The organism is Clostridium zeae (assembly GCF_017312485.1).
In the GTDB taxonomy this organism is placed as follows: Bacteria; Bacillota; Clostridia; order Clostridiales; family Clostridiaceae; genus Clostridium_AR; species Clostridium_AR zeae.
Genome location: NZ_BMBA01000002.1, coordinates 219,634 through 244,425, shown reverse-complemented (window position 1 = coordinate 244,425; position 24,792 = coordinate 219,634). Strand labels below are relative to the sequence as shown.

Sequence of the window (24,792 nt, the reverse complement as noted above, 5' to 3'; positions counted from 1 at the left end):
TCAATATATGATTATATAAATATAAAATTATATAAATATATAGTGATACCAACAGTTTGAGGGATAATGGAGGTATATTATAATGTTAGAAGAATTAAAGAAAAAGGTATTAAAAGCAAATTTGGATTTACCTAGGTATGGGTTGATTAAGTTTACTTGGGGAAATGTTAGTGCTATAGATAGGGAAAGTGGATTAGTTGTAATTAAGCCAAGTGGAGTTGAGTATGATGATATGACTGAAGAGGATTTGGTTGTAGTAGATTTAGAAGGAAATGTAGTTGAAGGAAGTTTAAGACCATCTTCAGATACACCTACACATTTAGTTCTATACAAAAGTTTTAAAGACATCGGAGGAATAGTCCATACTCATTCACAATGGGCTACTACTTGGGCTCAAGCTACAAAAAGTGTTCCGGCTCTTGGTACAACTCATGCAGACCATTTTTACGGAACAGTACCTTGTACTAGAGAGCTAAATGAAGTTGAGATAAAGGGACAATATGAAGAAGAGACTGGTAATGTTATAGTTGAAACTTTTAAGGATATAGATCCAAATCAAATGCCTGGAGTATTGGTTTATAGTCATGGACCATTCACTTGGGGAAAAAATGCCGATGACGCAGTTCATAATGCAGTTATATTAGAAGAAGTTTGTAAGATGGCTTATGACACTTTGAATTTAAATTCAGATATAGGTTCAATAGATAACAATTTATTAGACAAGCATTTCTTAAGAAAACATGGTGCTAATTCATATTATGGACAATCAAATAGAGGGTAGATAAAGCTTTATATAATTAGTAGCATGATAATATAAAAATAAATCGTGCTACTAATTTTTTTTAAATTAGTAAAGTAAGAATATAAAAACATTGTTTATGAGAGGGAGAGAAGATGTTAGAAAAGTTAAAAGAAGATTTGTTAAAGGTGGCACAAGAAGCAGATAGACTTATGCTCTGTAAGCACAAGTCTGGAAACTTCAGTATTTTCGATGTAGAAACAGGATTTGTTGTAGTGACACCAGCAGGAAAAGATCGTAATAAATTAAGTTACGATGAAATTTGTGTAGTAGATTTAGAGGCAAATGTTATTGAAAGTAAGGCTAACCTAAGACCAACTAGTGAATTACTTATGCATTTGCAGATATATAAAACTAGAAATGACGTAAAGGCAGTAGTTCACACCCATTCGAAGTTTGCCACAGCTTTTGCTGTATTAAATAAAGAAATCTCTGCTATTGTATATGAGTGCTCTGTACTAGGTTTAAAAAAAGGAATTATACCAGTGGCGCCATATGCAACACCTGGAACAAAAGCTCTCGCCCATAGTGTAATAGATCCAATTCAGATATCCGATGCAATTCTCTTAGAAAGTCATGGAGTTGTTACTTGTGATGAGAATATAGAAGAGGCACTTTTAAAAGCCAGTTATGTTGAGGAATTAGCAGAAATATATTATAGAGCTCTTATACTAAATTTGGGAAAAGAACCAGATAGGGTAAGTTTAGAAGAAATAAACAAATGGAAATATCCTTCTGAAATTATTTTCTAAAAATGAATCTTGAAATTAAGTGGTTATTCATCCAATGCTTTAATGAGCCTTCGCAAAGAATTAATATGATTTTATCATATTCCATGGCTAAAACTGTAAACTCACTACGTTCGAACAGTACAGTTTTACTTTTTAAAAATCCACGCATTCTATAAAGATTTTATATCTTAAATTTAATAAAATAAAAATACTATCTGATTAAAAAGTAAAAAGTAAAAATATATCGCCTGCCAGAATTTCTTCACATACGTTCAGAAAAGGCAGATGCGTAAAAAAATCACTAATAAAGAACAATTAGCGATTTTTAGAGCCATTCCATCTGAAAAAATCATTTAATTCTAATAGCTCGCTCATATAGCATCTCCTGCATAACCGCTTAATTTCAACAATATTATTAAACATCCCCTAATTTTAAAACTATAATTAACTTTCAGTAACACATTATCCTTATATTAATATAATGATTAAGTAAATAAATTACTTAGGGAAATAGGTAAAAGTCTTTGGTAAAATCCTACTTGAATTTATTGATATTTTTAAGAGTATTGTTGAAATTGAGTGGGTGGTTTTTTACTTAAATCATTAATTTATAAGGAGACTCTACATGAAAAATTTAAAAAGGATTAGTATTCTATTTTTGACCATCATGCTTTCAGCTGCAGCTTTAATATCTTGCGGTGGACCAAAAACAACTCCAGAAGAGAGTGCGAAAATAATTTTGGATGTAGTGATAAAAGATGATAAGAGTAGTATAGATAAGGTAGGTATATCTGAAAAAGAATATACTGGTATAAGAGATGCTTTTGAAAATGGATTGATGAAGGGGATCTCATCTGCAGGGGTGGATGAAAACATATTAACTAACGAAGTAAAAGATAAGTTTAAAAGCGATATACTTACAGGGTTAAAAAAAGTAAAATATGAGGTAAAGAAAATATCTGAAGATAAAGATACTGCAAAGGTAGAAGTGAAATTAAATGGATTCGATATGGAGAAGATAGCAAAAACAGCTGAAGATGAGCTTAAGAAAAAGTATGTAGCTAATCCATCTATGACTGAGAAAGATATATACCAAGAATCCTTTAAAATTGTTGGTGGAAAAATTGCTGATGGTGTTCTTGTTGAAAATCCTAAGACTATGACTTTGACCTTTACTAAAGAAAACAATATATGGATGCCAAAGGAAAGCGAATTAGTTGACTTGATGTCGTCAATAGTAAATTAACTATAAATTTATACGATAAGTTGACAACGCATATAATAAAATATTAAATAGATGAAAAATTTTAAGTCCTCTATATTCATAAAATTTATGAATATAGAGGACTTTTTGTATAGGAGCCAGTATTAAGGCAAAACATTCACAATATAGAGTGAAAAGCTTATCTTTTCGTAGAAAAGTATAGTGCTTTTAAATTGGATTATGTATGGAGTTTCTAACTTAACTAGCATATTATTATTTAATGGTGATATTTGTCAGAAACAAACGAACGGTATTTCTTGAATCGTGCAAACGTATGCGCAATAATAGTAGGTGCATCATCAGCAAAGTAATTTTAAGTAAATTGGAGAAATATTATGTTAAGAAATACACGAAGAAGTTGGAAACGGAGACCAATACAATTTGTGATAATTGTAATTGGATATGTAATATCTATACTTGTTGTATCGGTATTAATAAGCGGTATTCAGAAGAAGGCTTTCGAATACAATCAAAGCAATTTTGGTAAATTAGAGAATAGGACGGCCATATATATACATAACGAAGATGATGGGGTGTATAAAACCAATACTATTAATCTATTAAAAGAATTAGGGAAAACTTCAGAGATTGATGTTTTGAAGTTGGATATTGAAGAGTTTGTGAAAGATAAAAAAGTTAGTCAAGGACAGGTGGTTCCTTTTTATTATGAGAAAAAAACAGATTGGCAGCCGGCTTTATATTCTGGAAGATTTATTACTCCAGAGGAATGCAAAGATAACTCAAAAAGAGTAGTATTAGGCCGTGCAATTGCAGAGGAACTTAAAGTTAAAATAGGAGATTCAATTGATTTTTACAATAATAAATATATAGTTACAGGTATAATAGGGAAAAAATATATGGATACCAATTTCGATAGGGTAACATATATTCCTATCGGTTCGCTGCCGAAAGAGTATATCAGTAAATTTAATGAAAAGACAATAGCTAGAAACGGTGATAAAAGTCAGCTTAGTATAAATGTTTTATTCAGAGTAAATGAAAGTCGTATAAAAGACGTATTAAGTGATTTGAGTTGGAAATTTAACAATAATTTCAGATATGATGTGCAGAACGATATTAATTTGACGGTACCCTTTAGTCAAGTATTTATGGATGTGGTAGTAATAAGCTTGCCATTACTTATTGTAGCATTAATTAATATTATTAATATATCTATATTTTGGATAGACGGAAGGAAGAAGGAAATATCCATAAAGAAGGTATTGGGAGCTAATGATGCTTATATAAAAAGGAGTGTAGAGAAAGATATGCTTTTAGTTGCTGTAATATCTTCGATGCTAGCACTCTTAGTACAAATTCTATTATTAAATTTTGCTGAACCAGTGGTTAATAAATATGAATTTACATTTAATCTATCCTGGATAAATTTTACCGTTAGCTTAGGGTTGGCTTTGTTCATAGGGTACTTTGCATCACTAATACCTGTAGAAAAAACCTTGGATATGAATCCGGCAGATGCTATAAAAGCTATTTAATTAAGGAGGGTTTATAATTGGAGATTTTGCAAATGACTTGGAGATCATTCCTCAAACAAAAAAAGAGAAATATATTATTGATAATTGAACTGTTTTTATGCTTTTTTATTATGCTATTAATTTTAGGCAGGCTTGAATATAGTTTTTCATATGTAGATGAAGCTTTAAAGGTAATTGCCCCAGAGATTTTCAGAGTAAATGAAGATGCGATGGAATTTGTTAATGAGGATAATTTAACAAAAAACAGTTTTATTGGACAAGATAAAGGGAGTAGGATGCCTACTTTAGAACTGAGTAAATTACTCGAGAAAGATAATAGAGTAGATAAGATAGGAAAAACTTATGTTGATGTTATAAGGCCTAATGCTAATAATCCAGGAGAACTTAAAGCAAGCGTTTTAAATCTCTTAACTATTTTTGATGATAGGAATGCAGTTGATTTTTATGATTATAAAGTTACAAAAGGAGAGAGTTTAAAGAGTTATTATAAAAACAATGAAAATAAAGATGAATTAGTACCACTTTTGATAGGACCACCTTTAGAAAAGAAAAATCCAATTGGTTCTATTGTTGAGCTACCTGGTGCGATGGATTATAAAACTCATAAACCTATAAAGTATAAAATAGTAGGAGTATTAGACCCAACTAAGCCTACAGAACAGGATGGGGTTATTGAATTGGGATTACAAAACAATGGATATGTAGTTATTTCCTCAAAATTACCTGCATATGCCGATGGAACTAGAGAGGCTTTTCAGACATTGCTATTAAAGCTGAAAAATAATGCTGATGTAGAGACGATGCAAAAAGAATATACTGAAAAGATAAAGACTCATAATATTACAATGATAAATGTGGGAGATAGATATGCGAAATTAGAGCAGTATGCTAAAAAAGATTATACTGGAATTTTTTATGTAATAATAATGCTTTTACTATCATCCTTTGGGATCTTAAGTGTTTCTTTTTCAACCTTAATAAAACGACAAAAAGAAATTGGTGTAAGATTTGCTTTAGGAGCTAGAAAAAGTAATTTATCCATTATGTTTGGATTAGAACTGGTATTATTGTACATCATATCTGGAGTAGCTGCTTACTTATGCGCTTTTGGTGTTGAGCATTTTGTGCCTCAAATATTAATAGATTTAAAAGTTGTAGGTATAGCATATTTTGTTGCAGGAGTTTTTATGCTTATTTCTGTAATTCCATTAGTTATTAAAACCTTTAAACTAGAACCGATAGAGTTAATTAGAGAAGCTTAAAATGTAATTAAATGGAGGGAAGTGAGTTAAATGAGTCAAATAAAGATCAGAGATGTAGTGAAAAAATACATTACTTATGGAACTGTGACTATGGCTTTGGAGAATGTATCTTTAAACATAGAACAAGGAGAAATGGTTGCTATTATGGGACCTTCTGGGTCAGGCAAAACCACAATGTTAAATATCTTAGGCTGTTTGGATAAACCATCTTCTGGAGAATATTATATTGATAAAAGACAAGTTGAAAGCTTAAGTTCCTTAGAGATGGCGCATACTAGAAATAATAGTATAGGATTTATCTTTCAGCAATTTGCATTAATTGATGATTATACTGTTCAAGAAAATATAGAGCTTCCATTAATATATAAAAATTTATATTCTGAGAGAAAAGATAAGCTTTCAAGGAAGGAAATCAATTCAAGAGTTTTAAACATGCTAGAATCTCTAGGGATAAAGGAACATAGATTTAAGTATCCATACCAGTTGTCTGGTGGGCAGCAGCAAAGAGTTGCCATAGCAAGAGCTTTGGTGACAGAACCAGAGATAGTAATTGCTGATGAACCTACTGGAGCCTTGGATCAAAAGAACGGCAGAGAAGTGATGAGTCTGTTAGTAGACATAAATAAGAGAGGTAAGACTGTCATAATAGTGACTCATGATGAGAATATATCAGCCTATTGCAACAGAAGGATTGATATACTTGATGGACAAGTTGTGAAGGATAGTATTAAAGTATAATTCAGAAATTTTCAAATAAAAGAGTAAGGAAAGAAAAAAATTTAACTGTTTAAAAAGTAAGAAATTTGCCATGTTATATATGGAAAAAGTTAAAAATAAAAAAATATAACTATTTAAAAAGTTACTCATAGAATGCGGGTTGTAGTGCTTTGAGGTAAGCGAAAATACCCCCTAAATAAAAGTTGACAGTATAGGCAATAAGTGATATCCTATGTGTAACAATTAACCTTTAACTTGATCCAGAGAGATCAATAAGGAAGTTATATTAATGCTAAAATTAGGATAAACCAAGCAAAATTATAAGTAGTTAAGTACCTTATGTAACATAGGTGATTTGGGGTTTATCTGTTTACTACCGTAGCGATATTATGCCTTCCTTTTTAGGAAGGCTTTTTTATTCTTTAGGAAATTATAATTCGATGAGATCTGTGGGAAATTATGCTAACAGACTTAAAACATAATATAAGTTAAAGAATAAAAAATAAGAATATGTCGCCTGCCATAATTTCTACACTATACTTTTAAAAGGCAGATGGGCAAAATAATATTAGCATTCTATATAGTTTTCCTTCTTTAAATTAACACCGAGATGTTAAAAAGGAGAGATGAATATGTTAAAAGGCAGAAGTCTAATAGATCCTATGGATTTATCTAAAGAAGAATTAGAAGAAATATTCAAATTAGCAAGTGACATAATGTCATGTCCAGAAGAATTTTCTAAAGTCTGCGATGGCAAACTACTAGCAACTCTTTTCTACGAACCAAGTACTAGGACAAGATTCAGTTTCGAAGCTGCTATGATGAGACTCGGCGGTAAAGTAATTGGATTTTCAGAACCTAATTCAAGTTCTGTTTCTAAAGGTGAATGTCTTGCAGACACAATAAGAACTGTGGGCTGCTATTCAGATATAATTGCAATCAGACATCCAAAGGAAGGCTCAGCAAAGGTAGCGTCTATATACTCCGAAGTTCCAGTTATCAACGCTGGAGATGGAGGTCATCAACACCCTACACAAACATTAACTGATTTACTGACTATCAAAGAGCTTAAAGGTACCTTTAATAATATGACTATAGGTATATGCGGGGATTTAAAGTTTGGTAGAACAGTACATTCCTTACTAAAAGCCATGTCAAGATATGACAATAATAGATATATCTTAATTTCTCCAAGTGAATTAAAGATTCCTGATTATATAAGAGAAGAAGTTTTAAAAAAGAATAATATTGAGTTTATAGAAGTGGAAACTTTAGAGAACTCAATGGAACAGCTTGATATACTTTACATGACTAGGGTACAAAAAGAAAGATTCTTTAACGAAGCAGAATATCTAAGACTTAGAGATAGCTATATTTTAGATAAAGAAAAATTAAAGAAGGCTAAAAAGGATCTTATGATAATGCATCCACTACCTAGAGTAAATGAGATTGACTATTCTATAGATGAAGATGAAAGAGCATGTTATTTTAAACAAGCTAAATTCGGAATGTATGCAAGAATGGCACTTATTGCAAAGCTTTTGGGGGTGAGATAATGCTTCAAGTTACTAGTATAAAAAAAGGTATTGTTATAGATCACATCACAGCTGGAATGGGAAACAGCATATATAAATATCTAAACTTAGACAGTGCAGATTACTCTGTAGCACTTATAAAAAACGTGGAGAGTAAAAAATTGGGTAAAAAAGATATTATAAAGATTGATAATGTAATAGATATCGACTATGAGATATTAGGACTTATATCACCTTCAATTTCAATAAATATTGTTGAAGGTGAAAGTATAGTAAAAAAACTTAAACCCAAACTTCCAAGTGTAGTTGAAAATTTAATAAAGTGTAAAAATCCAAGATGTATTACTACTGTAGAGGATTATATCCCTCAAAAATTTGTACTGACTAACAGAGATAAGGGTACGTATAGATGTAGTTATTGTGATGAGGAACATAAACTTACGATGAGACTGGAGGAATAGATTATGGATTTGCTGATAAAGAACGCCAACATTATAGATGCTAGTCATAGTTTTTATGGTGATATATATATAAGGAACGGAAAGATTGAAGAAATATCTAGTAATATAAGCGATAAAAAATGTGAGATTGTAGATGCTGAAGGACTAACTGTTATGCCTGCATTTGTTGATATGCATGCACATTTTAGGGAACCAGGCTTTATTTATAAAGAAGATTTATACACTGGATCGAGAACAGCTGCCAAAGGCGGATATACCACAGTTAATTTGATGGCGAACACAAACCCTATTTGCAGCTCAAAGGAAGTTCTAGATTATGTTTATAAGAAAAATGAAGAAGCTAATCTAATAGATGTTCATCAATGTGTGTCTATAACAAAGAATTTTGATGGACAAACAATAACACATTTAGAAGAATTCTCTGATGAAGTGAAGGCCATATCCGATGATGGTAAGGGAGTTTCAGATTCTAGAATTATGATGGAAGCTATGAAGAAAGCTAAGGAAATGGATTGGCTTGTAATATCTCATGCTGAAAGTCATGAATTTTCTGATATAGATATGAGACTTGCAGAAAATATGATGACTTGGAGAGATGTTAGTCTTGCAAAGTATACTGGAGCTAAGCTTCATATGGCTCATGTAAGTACAAAAGAGGCTATGAAATATGTAATAGATGCAAAGTGTGATGGAACAAAGGTTACATGCGAAGTAACTCCTCATCATATAGCATTAAGTGATGATGTTTCAAATTACAGAGTTAATCCTCCAATAAGGCCTATGGAAGACGTGAATTTCTTGGTTAAGGCTATCGAACATGGAGATGTAGATGTAATTGGTACTGATCATGCACCTCATTCATATGAGGATAAAGAAAAAGGTGCACCTGGACTTATTGGACTTGAGACAGCTTTTCCTATATGTTACACCAAGCTTGTAAAGGAAAAATATATAAATTTAAATAAGCTTAGTGAGATGATGAGCTCAAAGCCAGCTGAACTTTTGAAGTTAAATAAAGGTAAGATTTGTCCTGGGTATGAAGGGGATGTAGTAATACTTGATCTAGAGAAGAAGTTCAAAGTTAAAGAAGAGGATATACTCTCAAAAAGTAAGAACACTCCATTTCTAGGATGGGAGTTTTATGGAGTAATCGAAAAGACAATAAAAGCTGGAAAGATAATTTTTGATAGGCAGGAGGAAGCTAAAAATGAGTAATCAAATAGTTGATAAATTATATGAAAAGGTAGAAAAAAATGGGGTAGTTTGTGTTGGTTTAGACACAGATATAAGCTACATCCCACAGCAACTACTAAGCAAGTTTGTAAATATTGAGGATGCTATCTTTGAATATAATAGGAGAATAATTGATGCAACCTCTGATGTAGCAGCGTGTTTTAAGCTGCAAATTGCCTATTATGAGGCGTTGGGGATGAGCGGACTTAGAGCGTACAGTAAAACCTTAAGATATCTTAGAGGTAGAGATTTGATTACAATTGCAGATATAAAAAGAGGGGATATAGCTGCAACTGCAAAAATGTATGCAAAAGCACATTTTACAGGAGAATTTGAAAGTGATTTCATAACCTTAAATCCATATATGGGGATGGATAGTATAGAACCGTACTTACCATATCTAGAGAAGCATAATAAGGGGATTTTTGCACTAGTTAAAACTTCAAACAGTGGCTCCGGTGATATACAAGACTGCATCATAGAAGGTAAGGATGAAGTTTACGAACATGTAGGTAGTATGATAGAAACCTTAGGTAAAGATTATATAGGGGATAGTGGTTACAGTTCTCTTGGAGTTGTAGTTGGATGTACTCATAGAGAACAAGCAAGAAAGCTTAGAAAAAGCCTTGCATCCTCATACTTCCTAATACCTGGATATGGTGCTCAAGGTGGAAAGGCAGAAGATGTTGCTCTTTCACTGAAAAATGGCAATGGTGGTGTGGTAAATTCCTCAAGAAAGATACTACTTGCATATAAAGAAGAAGAAAATTTCACCAACTTTGAGGATAGCGCAAGGAAAGAAACTATAAGAATGAGAGATGATATAAAGACAGCAGTGCTTGGATTGGAGGCTAAAAATGAAGGCTAACTATAAAAAAGTTAAGATAATAGATAATGTAAACTTAGTAAGTAACATTTATAAGATTTCCTTAGCTTGTGATGATGATATAGTTTCGGGCCAATTTTATATGTTAAAACCTAAAAAAGCCCTTCTTGGAAGGCCTATATCAATCTGTGAAAAAAGAGATGGTGTTATATCATTCTTATATGCTGTAGTAGGAAAAGGTACTGAAGAGTTTAAAGAGCTAAAAAGAGATGAATTTATAGAGGTAATTGGTCCTTTAGGGAACGGATTCGATGAAAATAAGCAGTATGGTAAGGTTGCATTAGTTGCTGGAGGAATAGGAATAGCTCCAATGCTTCAGTTGTCTAAGATTATAAAGAATAAAGGGATTTCAGAAATTATAGATTTATATGCAGGCTTTAGAGATGACATTTACTTAATTGAAGAATTAAATGATTTTGTAGATGAAGTATTCTTAGCTACGGATAAAGGAACCTATGGACACAAAGGCTTTGTAACAGAAATTATAGATTACTCAAAGTACGATACAGTATTATGCTGTGGACCAGAGGTAATGATGAAAAAGGTAATTGATGGAGCAAAAGCAAATAATGTAGATATATATGCATCTATGGAAAAACATATGGCTTGTGGTGTGGGAGCGTGTCTTGTATGTACCTGCAAAACAAAAGAAGGTAACAAAAGAACTTGCAAAGATGGCCCTGTGTTTAATGGTCATGATCTAGAACTTTAGGAGGATGAAGCTATGCTACAAGTGAATATAAATGGGATAGATTTTAAAAATCCAATTATTGCTGCTTCAGGCACATATGGTTTTGGAGAAGAATATGGAGATTTTTATGACGTAGGAATTTTAGGAGGCATAAGTTCTAAAGGTCTAACATTAAATAGCAGACAAGGTAATGATGGAATAAGAGTGTTTGAAACGGAAGCTGGTATGATGAATAGTGTTGGTTTGCAAAACCCAGGGGTAGATTCATTTATAACTGAAGTTTTACCTAAGATGAGACTTTTGAATACCAATATAATAGCTAATTTAGGTGGAAGTACTGTTGAAGATTATGAAAAAGGTGCTGAGAAACTAGATAAAACTGATATAGATATGATTGAGCTAAATATATCATGTCCAAATGTTAAATCTGGAGGTATGGCTTTTGGTATTAAAGCAGAGGTGGCATATGATGTTGTATCTAAAGTAAGAAAGGTTACGAAGAAGCCCTTAATGGTGAAACTGTCACCAAATGCTGAAGATATTGTTGAAATGGCCTTAAGCTGTGCAAAAGCTGGAGCTGATTCACTATCATTAATAAATACTGTAAAAGGCATGGCAATAGACATAAATAAAAGAAAACCAGTTTTTAATAATACTTTTGCAGGACTTTCAGGCCCAGCAATAAAACCTATTGCACTTAGAATGGTGTATGAAGTTTCTAAAGCAGTGGATATACCTGTAGTTGGATTAGGAGGAATCATGAATGCCAACGATGCTATAGAATTCTTAATGGCAGGAGCTAAGGCGGTTCAAATAGGAACCGTAAACTTCGTAAATCCAACAGCAGCGCCAGAAATAATTGAAGAAATAGAGAAATTCCTAAAAGCTCAGGGAATTAAAAATATCAATGAGATAATAGGAATCATCTAAAGGGTATGGTACTTGAAATTAAGTGGTTATACATCCGATGCTTTAATGAGCTTACGCAAAGAATTAATATGATGATAAAATTTTTAAATTATAAATAAATTAAGTTAAATATTTTTTAGTTACAATTTTTAATTAAAAGGAGATAAGAAATTATGGTTTTAGAAATATTAAAAGAAGTTGAAGCACTACTAGAAGGACATTTTTTACTTTCATCGGGTAAGCATTCTAATAGATATTGTCAGTGTGCAAAGTTACTACAACATCCTGATAAAGCAGAAAAAGTATTAAGTGTTGTTGCGAATCAGCTTTCAAATATTGAGTTCGACTTAGTTGTAGGACCTGCTATGGGAGGGGTTATAGTAGCCTATGAATTAGGAAGACAAATGAAGAAACCAGCAATTTTCACAGAAAGAGAAAATGGGGAAATGACACTAAGAAGAGGCTTTTCTATAAAGCCTGGACAAAAAGTGGTTATAACAGAAGATGTAGTTACAACAGGCAAATCCTTCAAGGAAGCTGCAAAGGTTGTAGAAAGTTTTGGCGGTGAAGTAGTAGCGGTGGTATGTATAGTTGATAGAACTACATCAAAAGTAACTGATTATCCTATGTATAGTGCGATAAAATTAGAGATTGAGTCTTACGAGAAAGATGAATGCCCATTATGTAAGGAAGGCATACCATATATAAAGCCTGGAAGTAGAAATATAAAATAATCATGAAAGTAGTTCCAATTGAGGATGCGATTTTTAAAAGAAAATGTATCCTCTTTCTCTTGCAATATTTGATTTAATAATTTATTATTAAAGTGTAAATACGAACTTTATTATTAAATTAGCAAAAAATGTTTGTGTTAAAATAATAACTATTACAACAATTTGAAGTTGTTATAAAATATATCGTTAAAAAATAAACAAAGTATTAAGCGATATATGATCTGTTTAATATAAAATATGAGATATTTTTTTAAAATTATCATGTATATAACTTAAAATTAAATAAAATAATAAAAAAGGTAAATGAAAATACATATCAAGTGAAATAATCTCTTAACAAATGTATACTAATATGGTATAATATTTTTACAAGATCAAATACATATTTTATGATATAAATAGAACTTTTAATGTAGCAATAAAGCTACAGCAAGGAGGATTTTCATGTATAAACAATGGGATGATTTTAAAGCAGGTACATGGCAAGAAAAGATTGACGTAAGAAACTTTATTCAAAAGAACTATACATTATTTGAAGGAGATAAAAGCTTTTTAGCTGCTCCAACAGATAAAACAAAAAAGGTTTGGGAAATCTCAAGTAATCTTATAGTTGAAGAAATTAAAAAAGGTATTATAGATGTAGCTACTGATAGAGTTTCAGGCATAGATAACTATGAACCAGGATATATAGATAAAGATAACGAAGTAATCGTTGGATTACAAACAGATGCACCACTTAAGAGAATAGTAAATCCATTTGGTGGATTTAGAATGGTAGAACAATCTTTAGAGGCGTATGGTTATGAGTTAGATAAAGATATAACTGAAAATTTCCCTAAGTATAGAAAGACTCACAATCAAGGTGTTTTTGATGCATATAGTGATGAAACAAGAGCTGCTAGATCAGCAGGACTTTTAACTGGACTTCCTGATGCTTACGGAAGAGGTAGAATAATTGGTGACTATAGAAGAGTTGCACTTTATGGTATTGATTATTTAATAGAAGAAAAGAAGAAGGATCTAAAAGAGTTAAAAGGTGACTTCTTAGATGAGTTAATAAGAAAAAGAGAAGAAGTTTCAGAACAAATAAGAGCACTTAAGGATATTAAGTCAATGGCAGCTAGATATGGCGTTGATTTATCAGTACCTTCAGCAAATGCAAAAGAAGCAGTTCAAGCAGTTTATTTAGCTTACTTAGCAGCAATTAAAGAAAACAACGGGGCTGCAATGTCACTAGGAAGAACTAGTACTTTCTTAGATATCTATATAGAAAGAGATTTAAGAAACGGCATAATAACTGAAGAAGAAGCTCAAGAAATTATAGATCAATTTATAATCAAATTAAGACTTGTAAGACACTTAAGAACTCCAGAATATAACGAATTATTTGCAGGAGATCCAACTTGGGTTACTGAATCAATAGGTGGTGTTGGGATTAATGGTAAGCCATTAGTTACAAAGAACTCCTTTAGATATCTTCATACACTAATCAATCTTGGAACTTCTCCAGAACCAAACTTAACAATACTTTGGTCAGAAAAGCTTCCTGAAAACTTTAAAAAGTATTGCGCTGAAATGTCAATCCTTACAGATTCAATTCAATATGAAAATGATGATGTAATGAGACCTATATACGGAGATGACTACGCAATAGCTTGCTGTGTTTCTGCAATGAAGGTTGGAAAGCAAATGCAATTCTTTGGAGCTAGATGTAATTTAGCTAAAGCACTATTATATGCTATAAACGGCGGTGTAGATGAAAAGAAAGGAACTGTAGTAATTAAAGGACTTGAGCCAATTACAGATGCAGTACTTGATTTTGAAAAGGTAAAAGAAAACTATAATAAGGTTTTAGAATATGTAGCTAAGCTTTATGTTGATACTATGAATGTAATTCACTACATGCATGATAAATACGCTTATGAAGCAGGTCAAATGGCTTTACATGATACAGAAGTAGGAAGATTAATGGCCTTTGGTATAGCTGGTCTATCAGTTGCAGTAGACTCATTAAGTGCTATAAAATATGCTAAGGTTAAACCAATAAGAGAGAATGGTATTGCAGTTGATTTTGAAATCGAAGGTGATTTCCCTAAATACGGAAATGATGATGATAAGGTAGATGATTTAGCTGTTCAATTAGTTGAAAAATTCTCAACTGAGCTTAAGAGACACCCATTATACAGAGATGCTAAGCATACTTTATCAGTACTTACTATAACTTCAAACGTGGTTTATGGTAAGAAGACAGGAGCTACACCTGATGGAAGAAAAGCAGGAGAAGCTTTTGCACCAGGAGCAAATCCAATGCATGGTAGAGATGCAAATGGAGCGTTAGCATCATTGAACTCAGTAGCTAAGATTCCATATACTCCATATTGTGAAGATGGTGTATCAAATACATTCTCAATAGTACCAGATGCATTAGGTAAAGAAGCTGATTTAAGAGTAGAAAATCTTGTATCAGTTATGGATGGATATTTCTCACAAGGAGCACACCACTTAAATGTTAATGTGTTTAATAGAGAAACTCTAGTAGACGCTATGGATCATCCAGAAAAATACCCAACATTAACAATTAGAGTATCTGGATATGCTGTTAACTTTAATAGATTAACAAGAAACCAACAATTAGAAGTTATAAGCAGAACATTCCACGAAAGTTTATAGTATAATTTAAGGAAGCTCGGTAGAGCTTCCTTTATTAAAAAGAATTGATAGTTTTTTGACAAGTCATTTCATGTATGGGGTTAAATTTGAATTAGTTTCACATAAATACCCAATGGTATCATGAAAGAGAGGAGAATGAGTATGATAAAAGGAACAATTCATTCAATAGAATCGATGGGGCTTGTAGATGGACCTGGAATAAGAGTAGTAGTCTTTTTTCAGGGGTGTAAACTAAGATGTGCTTATTGTCATAATCCAGACACATGGGCTGAAAAAGGCAGTGGAACTGAAATAAGTGCTGAAGAACTGATTAAAAAAATATTGAGATTTAAACCGTATTTTTCAAAATCAGGAGGCGGAGTGACGTTCTCAGGTGGTGAGCCGCTATTACAGCCAGAATTTTTAATAGAGTGCTTAAGGCTATGTAAGGAAAACGGAATACACACAGCATTAGATACAGCAGGATATGGACTAGGAAATTATGAAGAAATATTAAACTATGTTGATTTAATATTATTTGATGTAAAGCATATTAAAAAAGAAAAATATAAGGAATTAACATTATCTAACATTGATGAATCCTTAAAGTTTTTGGAAGTAGCACAAAGATTAGAAAAGAAAATGTGGATAAGGCATGTTGTGGTGCCAGGTATGACTGATAGTGAAGAACATCTGGAAGAACTTTCTAAATATATAATGAATATTCGTAACGTAGAAAAGGTAGAATTACTTCCTTACCATGTATTGGGTGTAAACAAATACGAAATAATGAATATCAATTATAGGCTTAAGGATGTAAAGCCTATGAACAAAGAATATACAAAACAATGGCAAGACAAAATAAATGAAAGTCTAAAAAAACGTCAAGGAATATAAACCTTGGCGTTTTTAGTTTAGTTAAATTTGTTCATACCGTTGAAATTTAATGGAAAAAGAAAAAAGCCCTATTTTAGATAGAGCTTTTTTTCCTTAGTGATTATTATTCAACTACTGAAAATTGATCTTTACCAACTCCGCATAGTGGACATAACCAATCTTCTGGAATATCTTCAAAAGAAGTTCCAGGAGCTACTCCGTTGTCTTCATCACCTATAGCTGGATCATAAACATAACCACATACATCACAAACAAAACTTTTCATCTTAAATTACCTCCTAAATTTATATAAAGTGTTATTAACAAATAATAATTATTAATTAATTCAATATTATTATATCATATGAAAACAATAAATCAAGTATATTTTTTCATAATTAGCAGATTTTATACTATAATAATAGTAATGGAGGGAGGCTTAGTAATGAAAAAATTTTTACTCAATACTATTATAATATGCATTTTTATGTTTTTTATAACGTGCATTTTAACTTTTGCTACAGAATTAAGTGTGAAACCACAACTTAAGGCTAGTAATAAGGTGGAGTATAAGGTATCTGATAACAAAGTACAGGTTCCTAACTCCTCAGAAAGAGCAATAGCAAATTACCAATTCTCAAAAGTCTTTTTAGTTATAAGACTGATTACAACATTCTTAATACCAGCCTTGTTTATATACTTGGGTGCGATGAAGCTGGCAAATTCGTTTAAAGGAAATGAATTTCTTAGACTTATTAAATTAACTTCACTTTATTTATTTTTTGATTTATTTTTATCTATTCCGTTATCATTCTTCAGTTCTTTTTATAGATTGAAGCTTATAGGTATATCTAACTCAACATTTTCTTTATGGAGTGAAAACTATGTTAAAAGCTTTGCTTTAAATTTTGTTATAACAATAGTCTTTGTAATAATTCCTTATATTATATTTATAAAGTTTAAACGCTGGTATATAGTCTTAGGGCTTCTTACAGTGCCCGTAGGCTTTGTAGGTAGTATATTAGCACCTGTGTTTATAGACCCCTTATTTAACGATTTTAAGCCTATACAGAACGTCCAGATAAAACAGGAGATATTAAACTTAGCTAAAAAGGCCAATATTGGTGATGTTACTATATTGGAAGTAGATAAGAGTAAAGAAACTAAAGCATTAAATGCATATATGTCTGGCATATTCAATACTAAGAGAATAGTTATATGGGATAATACATTGAATCAATTAAGTTCAGAAGAAATTCAATCTGTAGTTGCACATGAAATAGGCCATTATAAGCTTAATCATATTCCTAAATCAATAGCACTGTCAGGAATACTTTCAATAATATTGTTGGGGCTTACAGATTTGATTTCGAAAAGTATAGTGATGAAGGTAGGATTTTTCAAAAATAACATAGGAAATTATAAATCTTTAGCTACAGTACCTATACTAATACTTATTTTCACAATATTATCCACAGTGTCTGACCCGCTCACAAATTGGTATTCTAGAAAAATTGAAATGGATGCAGATAAGTTTGCAATAGAACTAACACATGATAATCTAACTAACGCAAAGCTAGAAGCTAGATTTATGGAAACAAATTTATCTATGAATGATGTGAATCCAATTTATAAATTTTGGGTTTATGATCATCCTACGCCTAAGGAACGAATTGATATGAGCAATGATTATAAGCCTTGGGAGACGGGAGATTATAAATTCGATAAAATAATAAATGAAAAATAAAGGTGCTGTTAAACAATACTCTTAAAAATAGCCCAAATAAAAACTGGTTGTCTAAAATAACTCTTTTATGAAGAATTTATTTTAAGACAACCATTTCTTATTTATTAATCATTTTACTAAAGTAACCAGCTGGAATATGTTTTTGCTTTATACCTTCAATAACAGCAAGGTAAGTGGCTGCAGTATCAAAACGTGCATCATGATAATTGCCGCTACCTTCAAAAAGATTATCTGCAGTTTGCGCAATCTTTTCTTTAGTAATATTAAGAAACTTTATTAGTTCTTCTAATTTAGGGTTCTTGTACTCACCGTTAGGTCTTAATAATTTGCATACATTCTTATAGTAATTCATTGTACAAAAGGTATTTTGAGGTTCCCAGTCTTCACCCATTCCGAACAATTCATGCTTTAAAAACTTGATATCAAAAGACACATTATGTCCTATAACAAAATCCGCTGTTATAAAGTCTTCATAGAATTCTTCAACTAAATCTTCAAAATACAACCCATTACTTAAATCATATAATTTTTCCATAGAAAAGCCATGAACCTCTTCTGCAGCTGGATCCATTTGATCTACTGTAAAGAAAAAATTCTTGCCTATGGTTGTTTGTGGTTTCACAGAAGAATCAACCACTATGTAACTTAATTGGCATATACTACCTGGTCTTATACTTGTTGTTTCAGTATCAAAAAATAAGAGTTTCATTTATTTCCTCCTAATAGCATCCCATGAAAATTCAATGAATATTTAAATTCACACGTTAATAATTATGGAAAATAGCTAGTGACTATTTTTTTGAAAAATTATTTGATAGTTTTTCAATTATAAATCATATAATAACATAATATAATAAAAAGTTTAATCAGTAAATTAGTAAAAATGAGAATGAAAAAATCTCGGATATGAATCCGAGATTAGAGATTTTCAGCTATAACTTGAAGCATCTTAAGGCAATTTTTTAGTGTTGTATCCTCAATATCTAGTTTAGGATTAAACTCTACAAAATCCATCGAACGAACCTTTTTAGTTAATAGCACTGATTCTGTAATTGAAGTAACTTCATCTAACGATAATCCTTCGCTTACAGGAGTACCAGTACCAGGAACTAAAGCTGAGTCTAAACAATCTATATCAAAGCTTAAATGAAAATTATTTACTTTAGAAGAGTCTAAAGCATCATAAAATTCTCTTATAACCTTATCTGTTCCTTTATCTTTTATAGCTTTAGTAGTCCATACATTTAGTCCAAGTTCCTCAATAAGGTCTAATTCGCCCTTATCTAAGTCTCTTGCTCCAAGTATGAATATATTTGATGGCTTAACTTTTCTTCCTTCAAAATATATATCTACAAGATCTTTATAACCTAGTCCCATTGAAGCAGCTAATGGCATACCATGTACATTTCCGCTTGGTGAAGTTGTGTCAGTGTTTATATCACCATGAGCATCTATCCATATTACGCCGAAATCATCTCCAAAGTATCTTGCTGATCCAGCAACTGAACCAAGACCTAGGGAGTGATCACCACCTACTGTAAAAGGAAAACAATCAGATGTTAATGAATTATATACTACGTGAGCCAAATTAGTATTCACTTCTGTTATTGGAGATAAATACTTCATTACGCTATGGTTAGTATATTTATCTTTTTCATCAACGGTCTCGACATATAGATTTCCTAAATCATAAATTTTGTGTTTACCATCTACACTAAGGACTGTTTTTAATTCGTTATCTCTTAAGGCATTTGGTCCAAATTCTACGCCTGGTCTATCACATCCATAGAAAAGAGGAACACCTATCAAATTAATGTTCATATGAAGCACCTCCAATAATCTTTTGTTAGCCAAAAAAGATTATATATTATATTCTTGCAAAATATAAGTATTTTTGAAAAAAAAATAAAAAAAATGCTATTTTAAATTTTTTATAAAAATATATGTTAAAAAATTATCATTACATCTTGATAATAATTGTCAAATGATATAAAATATTAATATACAATAGTATATTAAATACAACAAAAAAAGATACTAATTAATATATAGTTTTGAGTATAAAAAGTATTTTATACCAGTAAGAAAAACCATAAACAGTTTATATTTCTATCATAGTCATAATATAGTCATAATAAAGAAATTAGGTCAAAAAGGAGGAAGAGGTAAATGTTAAAAGATAAAGCAAGTAAAATATCAATTATAGGAGCAGGCTTTGTTGGTTCTACTACAGCATATGCATTAATGCTAGAAGGGTTAGCTTCAGAAATTGTTATAGTGGATATAAATAAAGATAAAGCAGAAGCAGAGGCTATGGATTTAGCACATGGAGCAGCTTTTGTGAAGGCTGTAAATGTGATGGCGGGAGAGTATTCAGATACAGAAAATTCAGATATAGTTATAATAACTGCAGGAATAGGACAGAAGCCTGGAGAAACTAGATTAGATATTATAAATAAGAACTTGGCGGTGTTTAAACAAATAGTTCCTGAAATTGTAAAGTATAGTCCTAATGCAATCTTATTAGTTGTATCAAATCCAGTGGATATATTAACTTATATAACATATAAGTTATCAGGGCTACCAGAGAATAGAGTAATTGGATCTGGAACAGTATTAGATACATCTAGATTTAAATCAATGCTTAGTGATCATTTCGAAATTGATGCAAGAAACATTCACACATATATTATAGGTGAGCATGGGGATTCAGAAATTGCAGCTTGGAGCCTAACTAATATAGCTGGAATGAGTGCAGAAGATTATTGCCAGAAAACTTGTGAGAAATGTGATGGAAACTTTAAATTCACTATACCAGAAAAAGTTAAAAATGCTGCATACGATATAATCAATAAAAAAGGATATACAAATTATGCTGTAGCTCTAGCAATAAGAAGAATAGTAGAAGCTATTCTTAGAGATGAGAATTCAATCCTCACAGTGTCATCTTTATTTAGAGGCCAGTATGATTTAGAAGATGTCTATTTAGCTATACCAACTATAGTAAATAGAGATGGTGCTAAGAAGATATTAGAAGTACCATTATCTGAAGAAGAGAAAAATAAATTAACTGAATCAGCAGAAATATTAAAATCCCACTTAAAAGATGCTAAATTGCAGTAATTTTAAATATAATTTATATTTAAATTGCCACTTTATCTAAATTCAACTTCTTAGATTGTTCAAATAAAGTTTGTTAAAAAATCTAAGAATAGTGAACTAGGTATAAGTGGTGATTTTTTTATTTTTCCAAAGCTTATAATTGGAATAATCTTATGCTTAAAATTATTTCTTAATTATTTTAAATGAGAATAAATTAAAGAAATAGTTTAAATTTATGAAAATTTTAATGAAAGTGATAAGCAAGTAGCATCTAGTTTACATATAAATATATAAATTAACCTAAAACTTATTCGCCTGTAAGTTTCCATATATAAATTCAGAAAGGAAGATGCGCAAAAAAATCATTGAAGAAGGTCACTGCAACGATTTTTTTAAAAAATTTTGGATATACTAATTTGGAATCCTTTATGAAAAATAAGATATATTAACAAATTTATACTTTAAAACAGTAGGCAGTAATAAATCTAGGAATGATTTTTTAAACAACTTTATCCAAAATGTGAAAATAAAATAAGCTTAGGGTGATGGTGATGCAAAAAAGAGCAAAAAGTTTATTAAAGTTTGTTGCAATAATAATGTTATTATTTATTATATTTTGTTCTTTGGGATATTGGTACCTAAGAAATACTATATATTCTAATGATGAGATTAAGTTTACAGAGGAACAGATTGAGGAAAAAGTTAAAGTAAGTCAGTATTTTAATCAAGCATTTCAAGGAATTAATCCTATAACAGGGAGTATTCCGAGTAGTGAAGTAAAAGAGAATGCAAACACTGAAACATATAAAGAACAAGAAGGGGTAACCAATATACTCTTGCTAGGAACTGATGGGAGAACCTTAAATGAAAATTCAAGGTCAGACTCTATAATAATCGCTACCTTGGATAACAATCACAAGAAGATAAAATACACATCCATAATGAGAGATACTTATGTACAAATAAAAGGGCATGGAGAAGATAAGATAAACAGCGCTTTTGCATATGGAGGTGTCAAATTATTGACTGATACTATTTATAGAAATTTTAATATTAAAATAGATAAATATATAATCGTAAATTTTTGGGGATTTGAAGATATAGTAAATGAATTAGGTGGTATAGATATTAATATTAAAGAGTATGAAATTAAAGAGATAAATAAATATATAGGTGAGGTAGATGAGGTCAAGTCACCTGCAATTGCCCATGCAGGAATGCAGCATCTGGATGGACAACAAGCACTAGCTTATTCCAGAATACGAAAAGTAGGAAATGGAAGTTATGAAAGAACTCAAAGACAAAGGACAGTAATGACTGAAGTTGGTAAAAAGATAATGAATATTAATCCAATACAATATCCTAATATGTTAAAAGCAGTACTTCCATATATAAAAACCAACGTAGAACCAATACAACTTATGAATTACGCTTATACTGCATATTCAATGGGGAATGTAGAATTTGAAGGGTTGCAGCTTCCTGCAAATGAACTATGCGAAGGTAAGATCTATAGAGGGGCATGGGTACTATTGATAGATAAAGAACAAAATGCTAAGATGCTAAACGACTTTATTTTTAAAGATAAAAAATACGATCCTAAAAATTTCGACAGAAAACAAGTTCAATATATAATGAATGAATACTCAAACAGGGAGTAAAAAAATAAGATATAGGAAGAATCCTATATCGAAATATAAAGTAAAAATAAAGTTAAGAGGGCAAATTAAATTCCGTTCAAGTAATTATATTCTACATATTATTAAAAATTCCTCCTTTTGTATGATAAAACATATAGCAAAATTAAATAAAATCAAATAAACTAATAATTCTTATATCTATATATTGATAAATAATAATTAATAATTATATTAAATTTGCTAAACTAAGTTGCAATTATTGAACATATACATTTATAAAGGTACATTTAAAAGTTTAAGCAGAATATTATTAATATAAACGCTTCAAGCACAAATGGATTACAGTTTAATTTTAGCATAGTGACTTATCTAAAATACTTTTATGAAGCGAATCTATATAAGGGGGTTGTTAGTTTGAAAAAAACTTATGTACTTGATACCAACGTTTTATTGTACTCACCAGGGGCTGTGTTAACCTTCGAGGATAATGATGTAGTCATTCCAGAAGTTGTATTAGAAGAGCTGGATAATTTGAAGAAGACAAATAATGATTTGGGATTAAATGCTAGGCATGCTGCAAGGCTATTGGATAAATTGAGGAAAGAAGGTAATTTAAGTGAAGGCATTCAATTGCCTGGTGGGGGCAGTTTAAGAGTTGAATCAAATCACTATGGAACTAAAATGCCTCCAAGCTGGGATATTTTGAAAGCTGATAATAGAATAATACAAGTGTGTATTGCACTTAAAGAAAGTGGAGAGGACGTTCATTTAATAACAAAAGACATATTTGAGAGAATTAAGGCAGATACAGTAGGAATTGAAGTGGATGATTTTCATGAAGAAGTAGTGCCAGAACAAGATAACCAATATACTGGTAGAATTGAAGTTTATGCAACACAAGAAGTAATAGAGAAGTTCTATAAAGAAAAGCAATTAAAGCCAAGTGAGTTATCTGTATATGATAAAAGTAACCAGACATATGTAGAACCAAAATTAGAAATAAATCAATTTTTGATTTTGCATTGTGCAGACAATAACAAGCAAACTGCATTAGGTAGATTTGATGGACAAATGATAGTTCCTTTAATCTATAAAGATAGTAAATCATTTGGACTCTCAGCTAGAAATGTTGGACAAAAGTTCATGATGGAGTGCTTATGGGCAGATGCATCCAAAGCACCATTGGCAATAATTAAAGGACCTGCTGGAACAGCTAAAACTCTATTTTCTTTAGCAACAGGACTTCAAAAAATATTAGAAGAGCAAAATAGCCAGTTTAGAAGAATATTGGTATGTAGACCTAATGTTACAATGGATGAAGAAATAGGGTATTTACCAGGCTCTGAGCAAGAAAAAATTGCTCCTTTTATGAGGCCAATTTTTGATAACTTGGAGATTTTAATAGATTCAGATGAAAATGAAAGATATAGAAATGAAAAAGAATTAAATGACAAAATAATGGAATTGTTTGATAGAAAAATTATAACTACTGAAGCAGTTGCTTATCTAAGAGGAAGATCAATAGTTAAAAACTGGGTTATAATTGATGAAGCACAAAACCTTACACCAAAACAAGTAAAGGCAATTATAACTAGAGTGGGGGAAGGAACAAAGTTAATATTAATAGGCGATCCAGATCAAATAGATCAACCATTCTTAGATTCTAGATCAAATGGATTATGTTATGCATCTGAGAAGATGAAGGGAAGTAAACTTTGTTACCAAGTAACTTTGAAATATGATGAATGTGAAAGAAGCGCTATTGCATTTGAGGGAGCAAAAAGATTGTAAAAAAACTATAAACTCAATTGAATTATAATTTCATTACAGATATAATAAAGCAGGTGGACGATATTGTTTACCTGCTTTATTATATTAATTTTAATTGTGTTTAGTCTATTAAATGTATAACCAGAATTATAAAAATTATTTTTATAAATCTGATTGATGCAAGATTGCGTGTTAAAAAATAAGTTCAGGTTATATGTTATACAGTTATATAATATATAACCATTAAAGAACTAATGACTATGAAATATATTTTTGCTAAAATCAAATTA

22 protein-coding genes are annotated in these 24,792 nt (G+C 31.0%); 19 read left to right on the top strand and 3 right to left on the bottom strand.

Annotated features, from left to right (window positions below):
- Positions 1–82 precede the first annotated feature (82 nt).
- From araD to pflA, 15 genes are all read left to right on the top strand, one after another.
- Complete coding sequence (araD, locus tag J3477_RS10440) at positions 83–781, top strand: L-ribulose-5-phosphate 4-epimerase (RefSeq protein WP_206869902.1); 699 nt, start codon at positions 83–85, stop codon at positions 779–781.
- A gap of 113 nt (positions 782–894) precedes the next feature.
- Complete coding sequence (locus J3477_RS10435; RefSeq protein ID WP_206869901.1) at positions 895–1,551, top strand: class II aldolase/adducin family protein; 657 nt, start codon at positions 895–897, stop codon at positions 1,549–1,551.
- Positions 1,552–2,155: 604 nt separating this feature from the next.
- The gene (locus J3477_RS10430; RefSeq protein WP_206869900.1) at positions 2,156–2,776 is read left to right on the top strand and encodes a DUF5105 domain-containing protein; all 621 of its coding nucleotides are present in this window, start codon (positions 2,156–2,158) and stop codon (positions 2,774–2,776) included.
- 353 nt (positions 2,777–3,129) lie between these two features.
- Positions 3,130–4,290, top strand: coding sequence for an ABC transporter permease (locus J3477_RS10425; RefSeq protein WP_206869899.1), 1,161 nt, complete (start codon positions 3,130–3,132; stop codon positions 4,288–4,290).
- Positions 4,291–4,307: 17 nt separating this feature from the next.
- Positions 4,308–5,552, top strand: coding sequence for an ABC transporter permease (locus J3477_RS10420; protein WP_206869898.1), 1,245 nt, complete (start codon positions 4,308–4,310; stop codon positions 5,550–5,552).
- 30 nt (positions 5,553–5,582) lie between these two features.
- Positions 5,583–6,290 (top strand): ABC transporter ATP-binding protein, encoded by a 708-nt coding sequence (locus J3477_RS10415; RefSeq protein WP_206869897.1) that lies wholly within the window; start codon positions 5,583–5,585, stop codon positions 6,288–6,290.
- A 611-nt stretch (positions 6,291–6,901) separates the two neighbouring features.
- Entirely contained in the window at positions 6,902–7,825 is a 924-nt protein-coding gene (gene pyrB, locus J3477_RS10410; RefSeq protein WP_206869896.1) for an aspartate carbamoyltransferase, read from the top strand.
- Positions 7,825–8,265: an aspartate carbamoyltransferase regulatory subunit gene (locus J3477_RS10405; protein WP_206869895.1), complete on the top strand. Its 441-nt coding sequence runs from the start codon at positions 7,825–7,827 to the stop codon at positions 8,263–8,265. Before pyrB ends, J3477_RS10405 begins: the two co-directional genes overlap by 1 nt.
- A 3-nt stretch (positions 8,266–8,268) precedes the next feature.
- Positions 8,269–9,480, top strand: a complete 1,212-nt coding sequence (locus tag J3477_RS10400; RefSeq protein ID WP_206869894.1) for a dihydroorotase — start codon at positions 8,269–8,271, stop codon at positions 9,478–9,480.
- Positions 9,473–10,366: an orotidine-5'-phosphate decarboxylase gene (gene pyrF / locus J3477_RS10395; RefSeq protein WP_206869893.1), complete on the top strand. Its 894-nt coding sequence runs from the start codon at positions 9,473–9,475 to the stop codon at positions 10,364–10,366. Before J3477_RS10400 ends, pyrF begins: the two co-directional genes overlap by 8 nt.
- Entirely contained in the window at positions 10,356–11,096 is a 741-nt protein-coding gene (locus J3477_RS10390; protein ID WP_206869892.1) for a dihydroorotate dehydrogenase electron transfer subunit, read from the top strand. Before pyrF ends, J3477_RS10390 begins: the two co-directional genes overlap by 11 nt.
- Positions 11,097–11,108: 12 nt before the next feature.
- A complete protein-coding gene (locus tag J3477_RS10385) occupies positions 11,109–12,005 on the top strand; it encodes a dihydroorotate dehydrogenase (protein WP_206869891.1) in 897 nt (298 codons plus the stop codon).
- Positions 12,006–12,157: 152 nt separating this feature from the next.
- Positions 12,158–12,718 (top strand): orotate phosphoribosyltransferase, encoded by a 561-nt coding sequence (gene pyrE, locus J3477_RS10380; protein ID WP_206869890.1) that lies wholly within the window; start codon positions 12,158–12,160, stop codon positions 12,716–12,718.
- Between the two features lie 444 nt (positions 12,719–13,162).
- Positions 13,163–15,388, top strand: coding sequence for a formate C-acetyltransferase (gene pflB, locus J3477_RS10375; protein WP_206869889.1), 2,226 nt, complete (start codon positions 13,163–13,165; stop codon positions 15,386–15,388).
- Between the two features lie 141 nt (positions 15,389–15,529).
- Positions 15,530–16,264, top strand: coding sequence for a pyruvate formate-lyase-activating protein (gene pflA / locus J3477_RS10370; RefSeq protein WP_206869888.1), 735 nt, complete (start codon positions 15,530–15,532; stop codon positions 16,262–16,264).
- Positions 16,265–16,367: 103 nt separating this feature from the next.
- Here pflA and rd read toward each other — a convergent pair whose 3' ends face one another.
- Positions 16,368–16,529, bottom strand: coding sequence for a rubredoxin (gene rd / locus J3477_RS10365; protein ID WP_206869887.1), 162 nt, complete (start codon positions 16,527–16,529; stop codon positions 16,368–16,370).
- 159 nt (positions 16,530–16,688) lie between these two features.
- Between rd and J3477_RS10360 the strand changes: the two genes are divergently transcribed.
- Complete coding sequence (locus tag J3477_RS10360; RefSeq protein WP_206869886.1) at positions 16,689–17,990, top strand: M48 family metallopeptidase; 1,302 nt, start codon at positions 16,689–16,691, stop codon at positions 17,988–17,990.
- 97 nt (positions 17,991–18,087) lie between these two features.
- Here J3477_RS10360 and J3477_RS10355 read toward each other — a convergent pair whose 3' ends face one another.
- Both J3477_RS10355 and rocF read right to left on the bottom strand, forming a co-directional pair.
- Complete coding sequence (locus J3477_RS10355) at positions 18,088–18,699, bottom strand: 3'-5' exonuclease (RefSeq protein WP_206869885.1); 612 nt, start codon at positions 18,697–18,699, stop codon at positions 18,088–18,090.
- Positions 18,700–18,908: 209 nt separating this feature from the next.
- On the bottom strand, positions 18,909–19,811 hold the full coding sequence (gene rocF / locus J3477_RS10350; RefSeq protein WP_206869884.1) for an arginase: 903 nt from the start codon (positions 19,809–19,811) through the stop codon (positions 18,909–18,911).
- Positions 19,812–20,159: 348 nt separating this feature from the next.
- Between rocF and J3477_RS10345 the strand changes: the two genes are divergently transcribed.
- The 3 genes from J3477_RS10345 (at position 20,160) to J3477_RS10335 (ending at position 24,523) form a co-directional block, all read left to right on the top strand.
- Positions 20,160–21,113 carry an L-lactate dehydrogenase gene (locus J3477_RS10345; protein WP_206869883.1) on the top strand — a complete coding sequence of 318 codons (954 nt, stop codon included), beginning with the start codon at positions 20,160–20,162 and terminating at the stop codon, positions 21,111–21,113.
- A gap of 530 nt (positions 21,114–21,643) precedes the next feature.
- Positions 21,644–22,753, top strand: a complete 1,110-nt coding sequence (locus J3477_RS10340) for an LCP family protein (RefSeq protein WP_206869882.1) — start codon at positions 21,644–21,646, stop codon at positions 22,751–22,753.
- Positions 22,754–23,146: 393 nt separating this feature from the next.
- Positions 23,147–24,523 (top strand): PhoH family protein, encoded by a 1,377-nt coding sequence (locus J3477_RS10335; RefSeq protein ID WP_206869881.1) that lies wholly within the window; start codon positions 23,147–23,149, stop codon positions 24,521–24,523.
- Positions 24,524–24,792 lie beyond the last annotated feature (269 nt).

What these genes read in the sequence shown, in the direction of transcription:
- J3477_RS10415 (WP_206869897.1), top strand. Translation starts at nt 5,583, where the DNA reads ATGAGTCAAATAAAGATCAGAGATGTAGTGAAAAAATACATTACTTAT.
- pyrF (WP_206869893.1), top strand. Translation starts at nt 9,473, where the DNA reads ATGAGTAATCAAATAGTTGATAAATTATATGAAAAGGTAGAAAAAAAT.
- pflB (WP_206869889.1), top strand. Translation starts at nt 13,163, where the DNA reads ATGTATAAACAATGGGATGATTTTAAAGCAGGTACATGGCAAGAAAAG.
- araD (WP_206869902.1), top strand. Translation starts at nt 83, where the DNA reads ATGTTAGAAGAATTAAAGAAAAAGGTATTAAAAGCAAATTTGGATTTA.
- rd (WP_206869887.1), bottom strand. Translation starts at nt 16,529, where the DNA reads ATGAAAAGTTTTGTTTGTGATGTATGTGGTTATGTTTATGATCCAGCT.
- J3477_RS10390 (WP_206869892.1), top strand. Translation starts at nt 10,356, where the DNA reads ATGAAGGCTAACTATAAAAAAGTTAAGATAATAGATAATGTAAACTTA.
- J3477_RS10360 (WP_206869886.1), top strand. Translation starts at nt 16,689, where the DNA reads ATGAAAAAATTTTTACTCAATACTATTATAATATGCATTTTTATGTTT.
- pyrE (WP_206869890.1), top strand. Translation starts at nt 12,158, where the DNA reads ATGGTTTTAGAAATATTAAAAGAAGTTGAAGCACTACTAGAAGGACAT.
- J3477_RS10435 (WP_206869901.1), top strand. Translation starts at nt 895, where the DNA reads ATGTTAGAAAAGTTAAAAGAAGATTTGTTAAAGGTGGCACAAGAAGCA.
- J3477_RS10385 (WP_206869891.1), top strand. Translation starts at nt 11,109, where the DNA reads ATGCTACAAGTGAATATAAATGGGATAGATTTTAAAAATCCAATTATT.
- J3477_RS10400 (WP_206869894.1), top strand. Translation starts at nt 8,269, where the DNA reads ATGGATTTGCTGATAAAGAACGCCAACATTATAGATGCTAGTCATAGT.
- J3477_RS10355 (WP_206869885.1), bottom strand. Translation starts at nt 18,699, where the DNA reads ATGAAACTCTTATTTTTTGATACTGAAACAACAAGTATAAGACCAGGT.
- J3477_RS10345 (WP_206869883.1), top strand. Translation starts at nt 20,160, where the DNA reads ATGTTAAAAGATAAAGCAAGTAAAATATCAATTATAGGAGCAGGCTTT.
- rocF (WP_206869884.1), bottom strand. Translation starts at nt 19,811, where the DNA reads ATGAACATTAATTTGATAGGTGTTCCTCTTTTCTATGGATGTGATAGA.
- J3477_RS10430 (WP_206869900.1), top strand. Translation starts at nt 2,156, where the DNA reads ATGAAAAATTTAAAAAGGATTAGTATTCTATTTTTGACCATCATGCTT.
- pflA (WP_206869888.1), top strand. Translation starts at nt 15,530, where the DNA reads ATGATAAAAGGAACAATTCATTCAATAGAATCGATGGGGCTTGTAGAT.
- J3477_RS10425 (WP_206869899.1), top strand. Translation starts at nt 3,130, where the DNA reads ATGTTAAGAAATACACGAAGAAGTTGGAAACGGAGACCAATACAATTT.
- J3477_RS10340 (WP_206869882.1), top strand. Translation starts at nt 21,644, where the DNA reads ATGCAAAAAAGAGCAAAAAGTTTATTAAAGTTTGTTGCAATAATAATG.
- J3477_RS10405 (WP_206869895.1), top strand. Translation starts at nt 7,825, where the DNA reads ATGCTTCAAGTTACTAGTATAAAAAAAGGTATTGTTATAGATCACATC.
- pyrB (WP_206869896.1), top strand. Translation starts at nt 6,902, where the DNA reads ATGTTAAAAGGCAGAAGTCTAATAGATCCTATGGATTTATCTAAAGAA.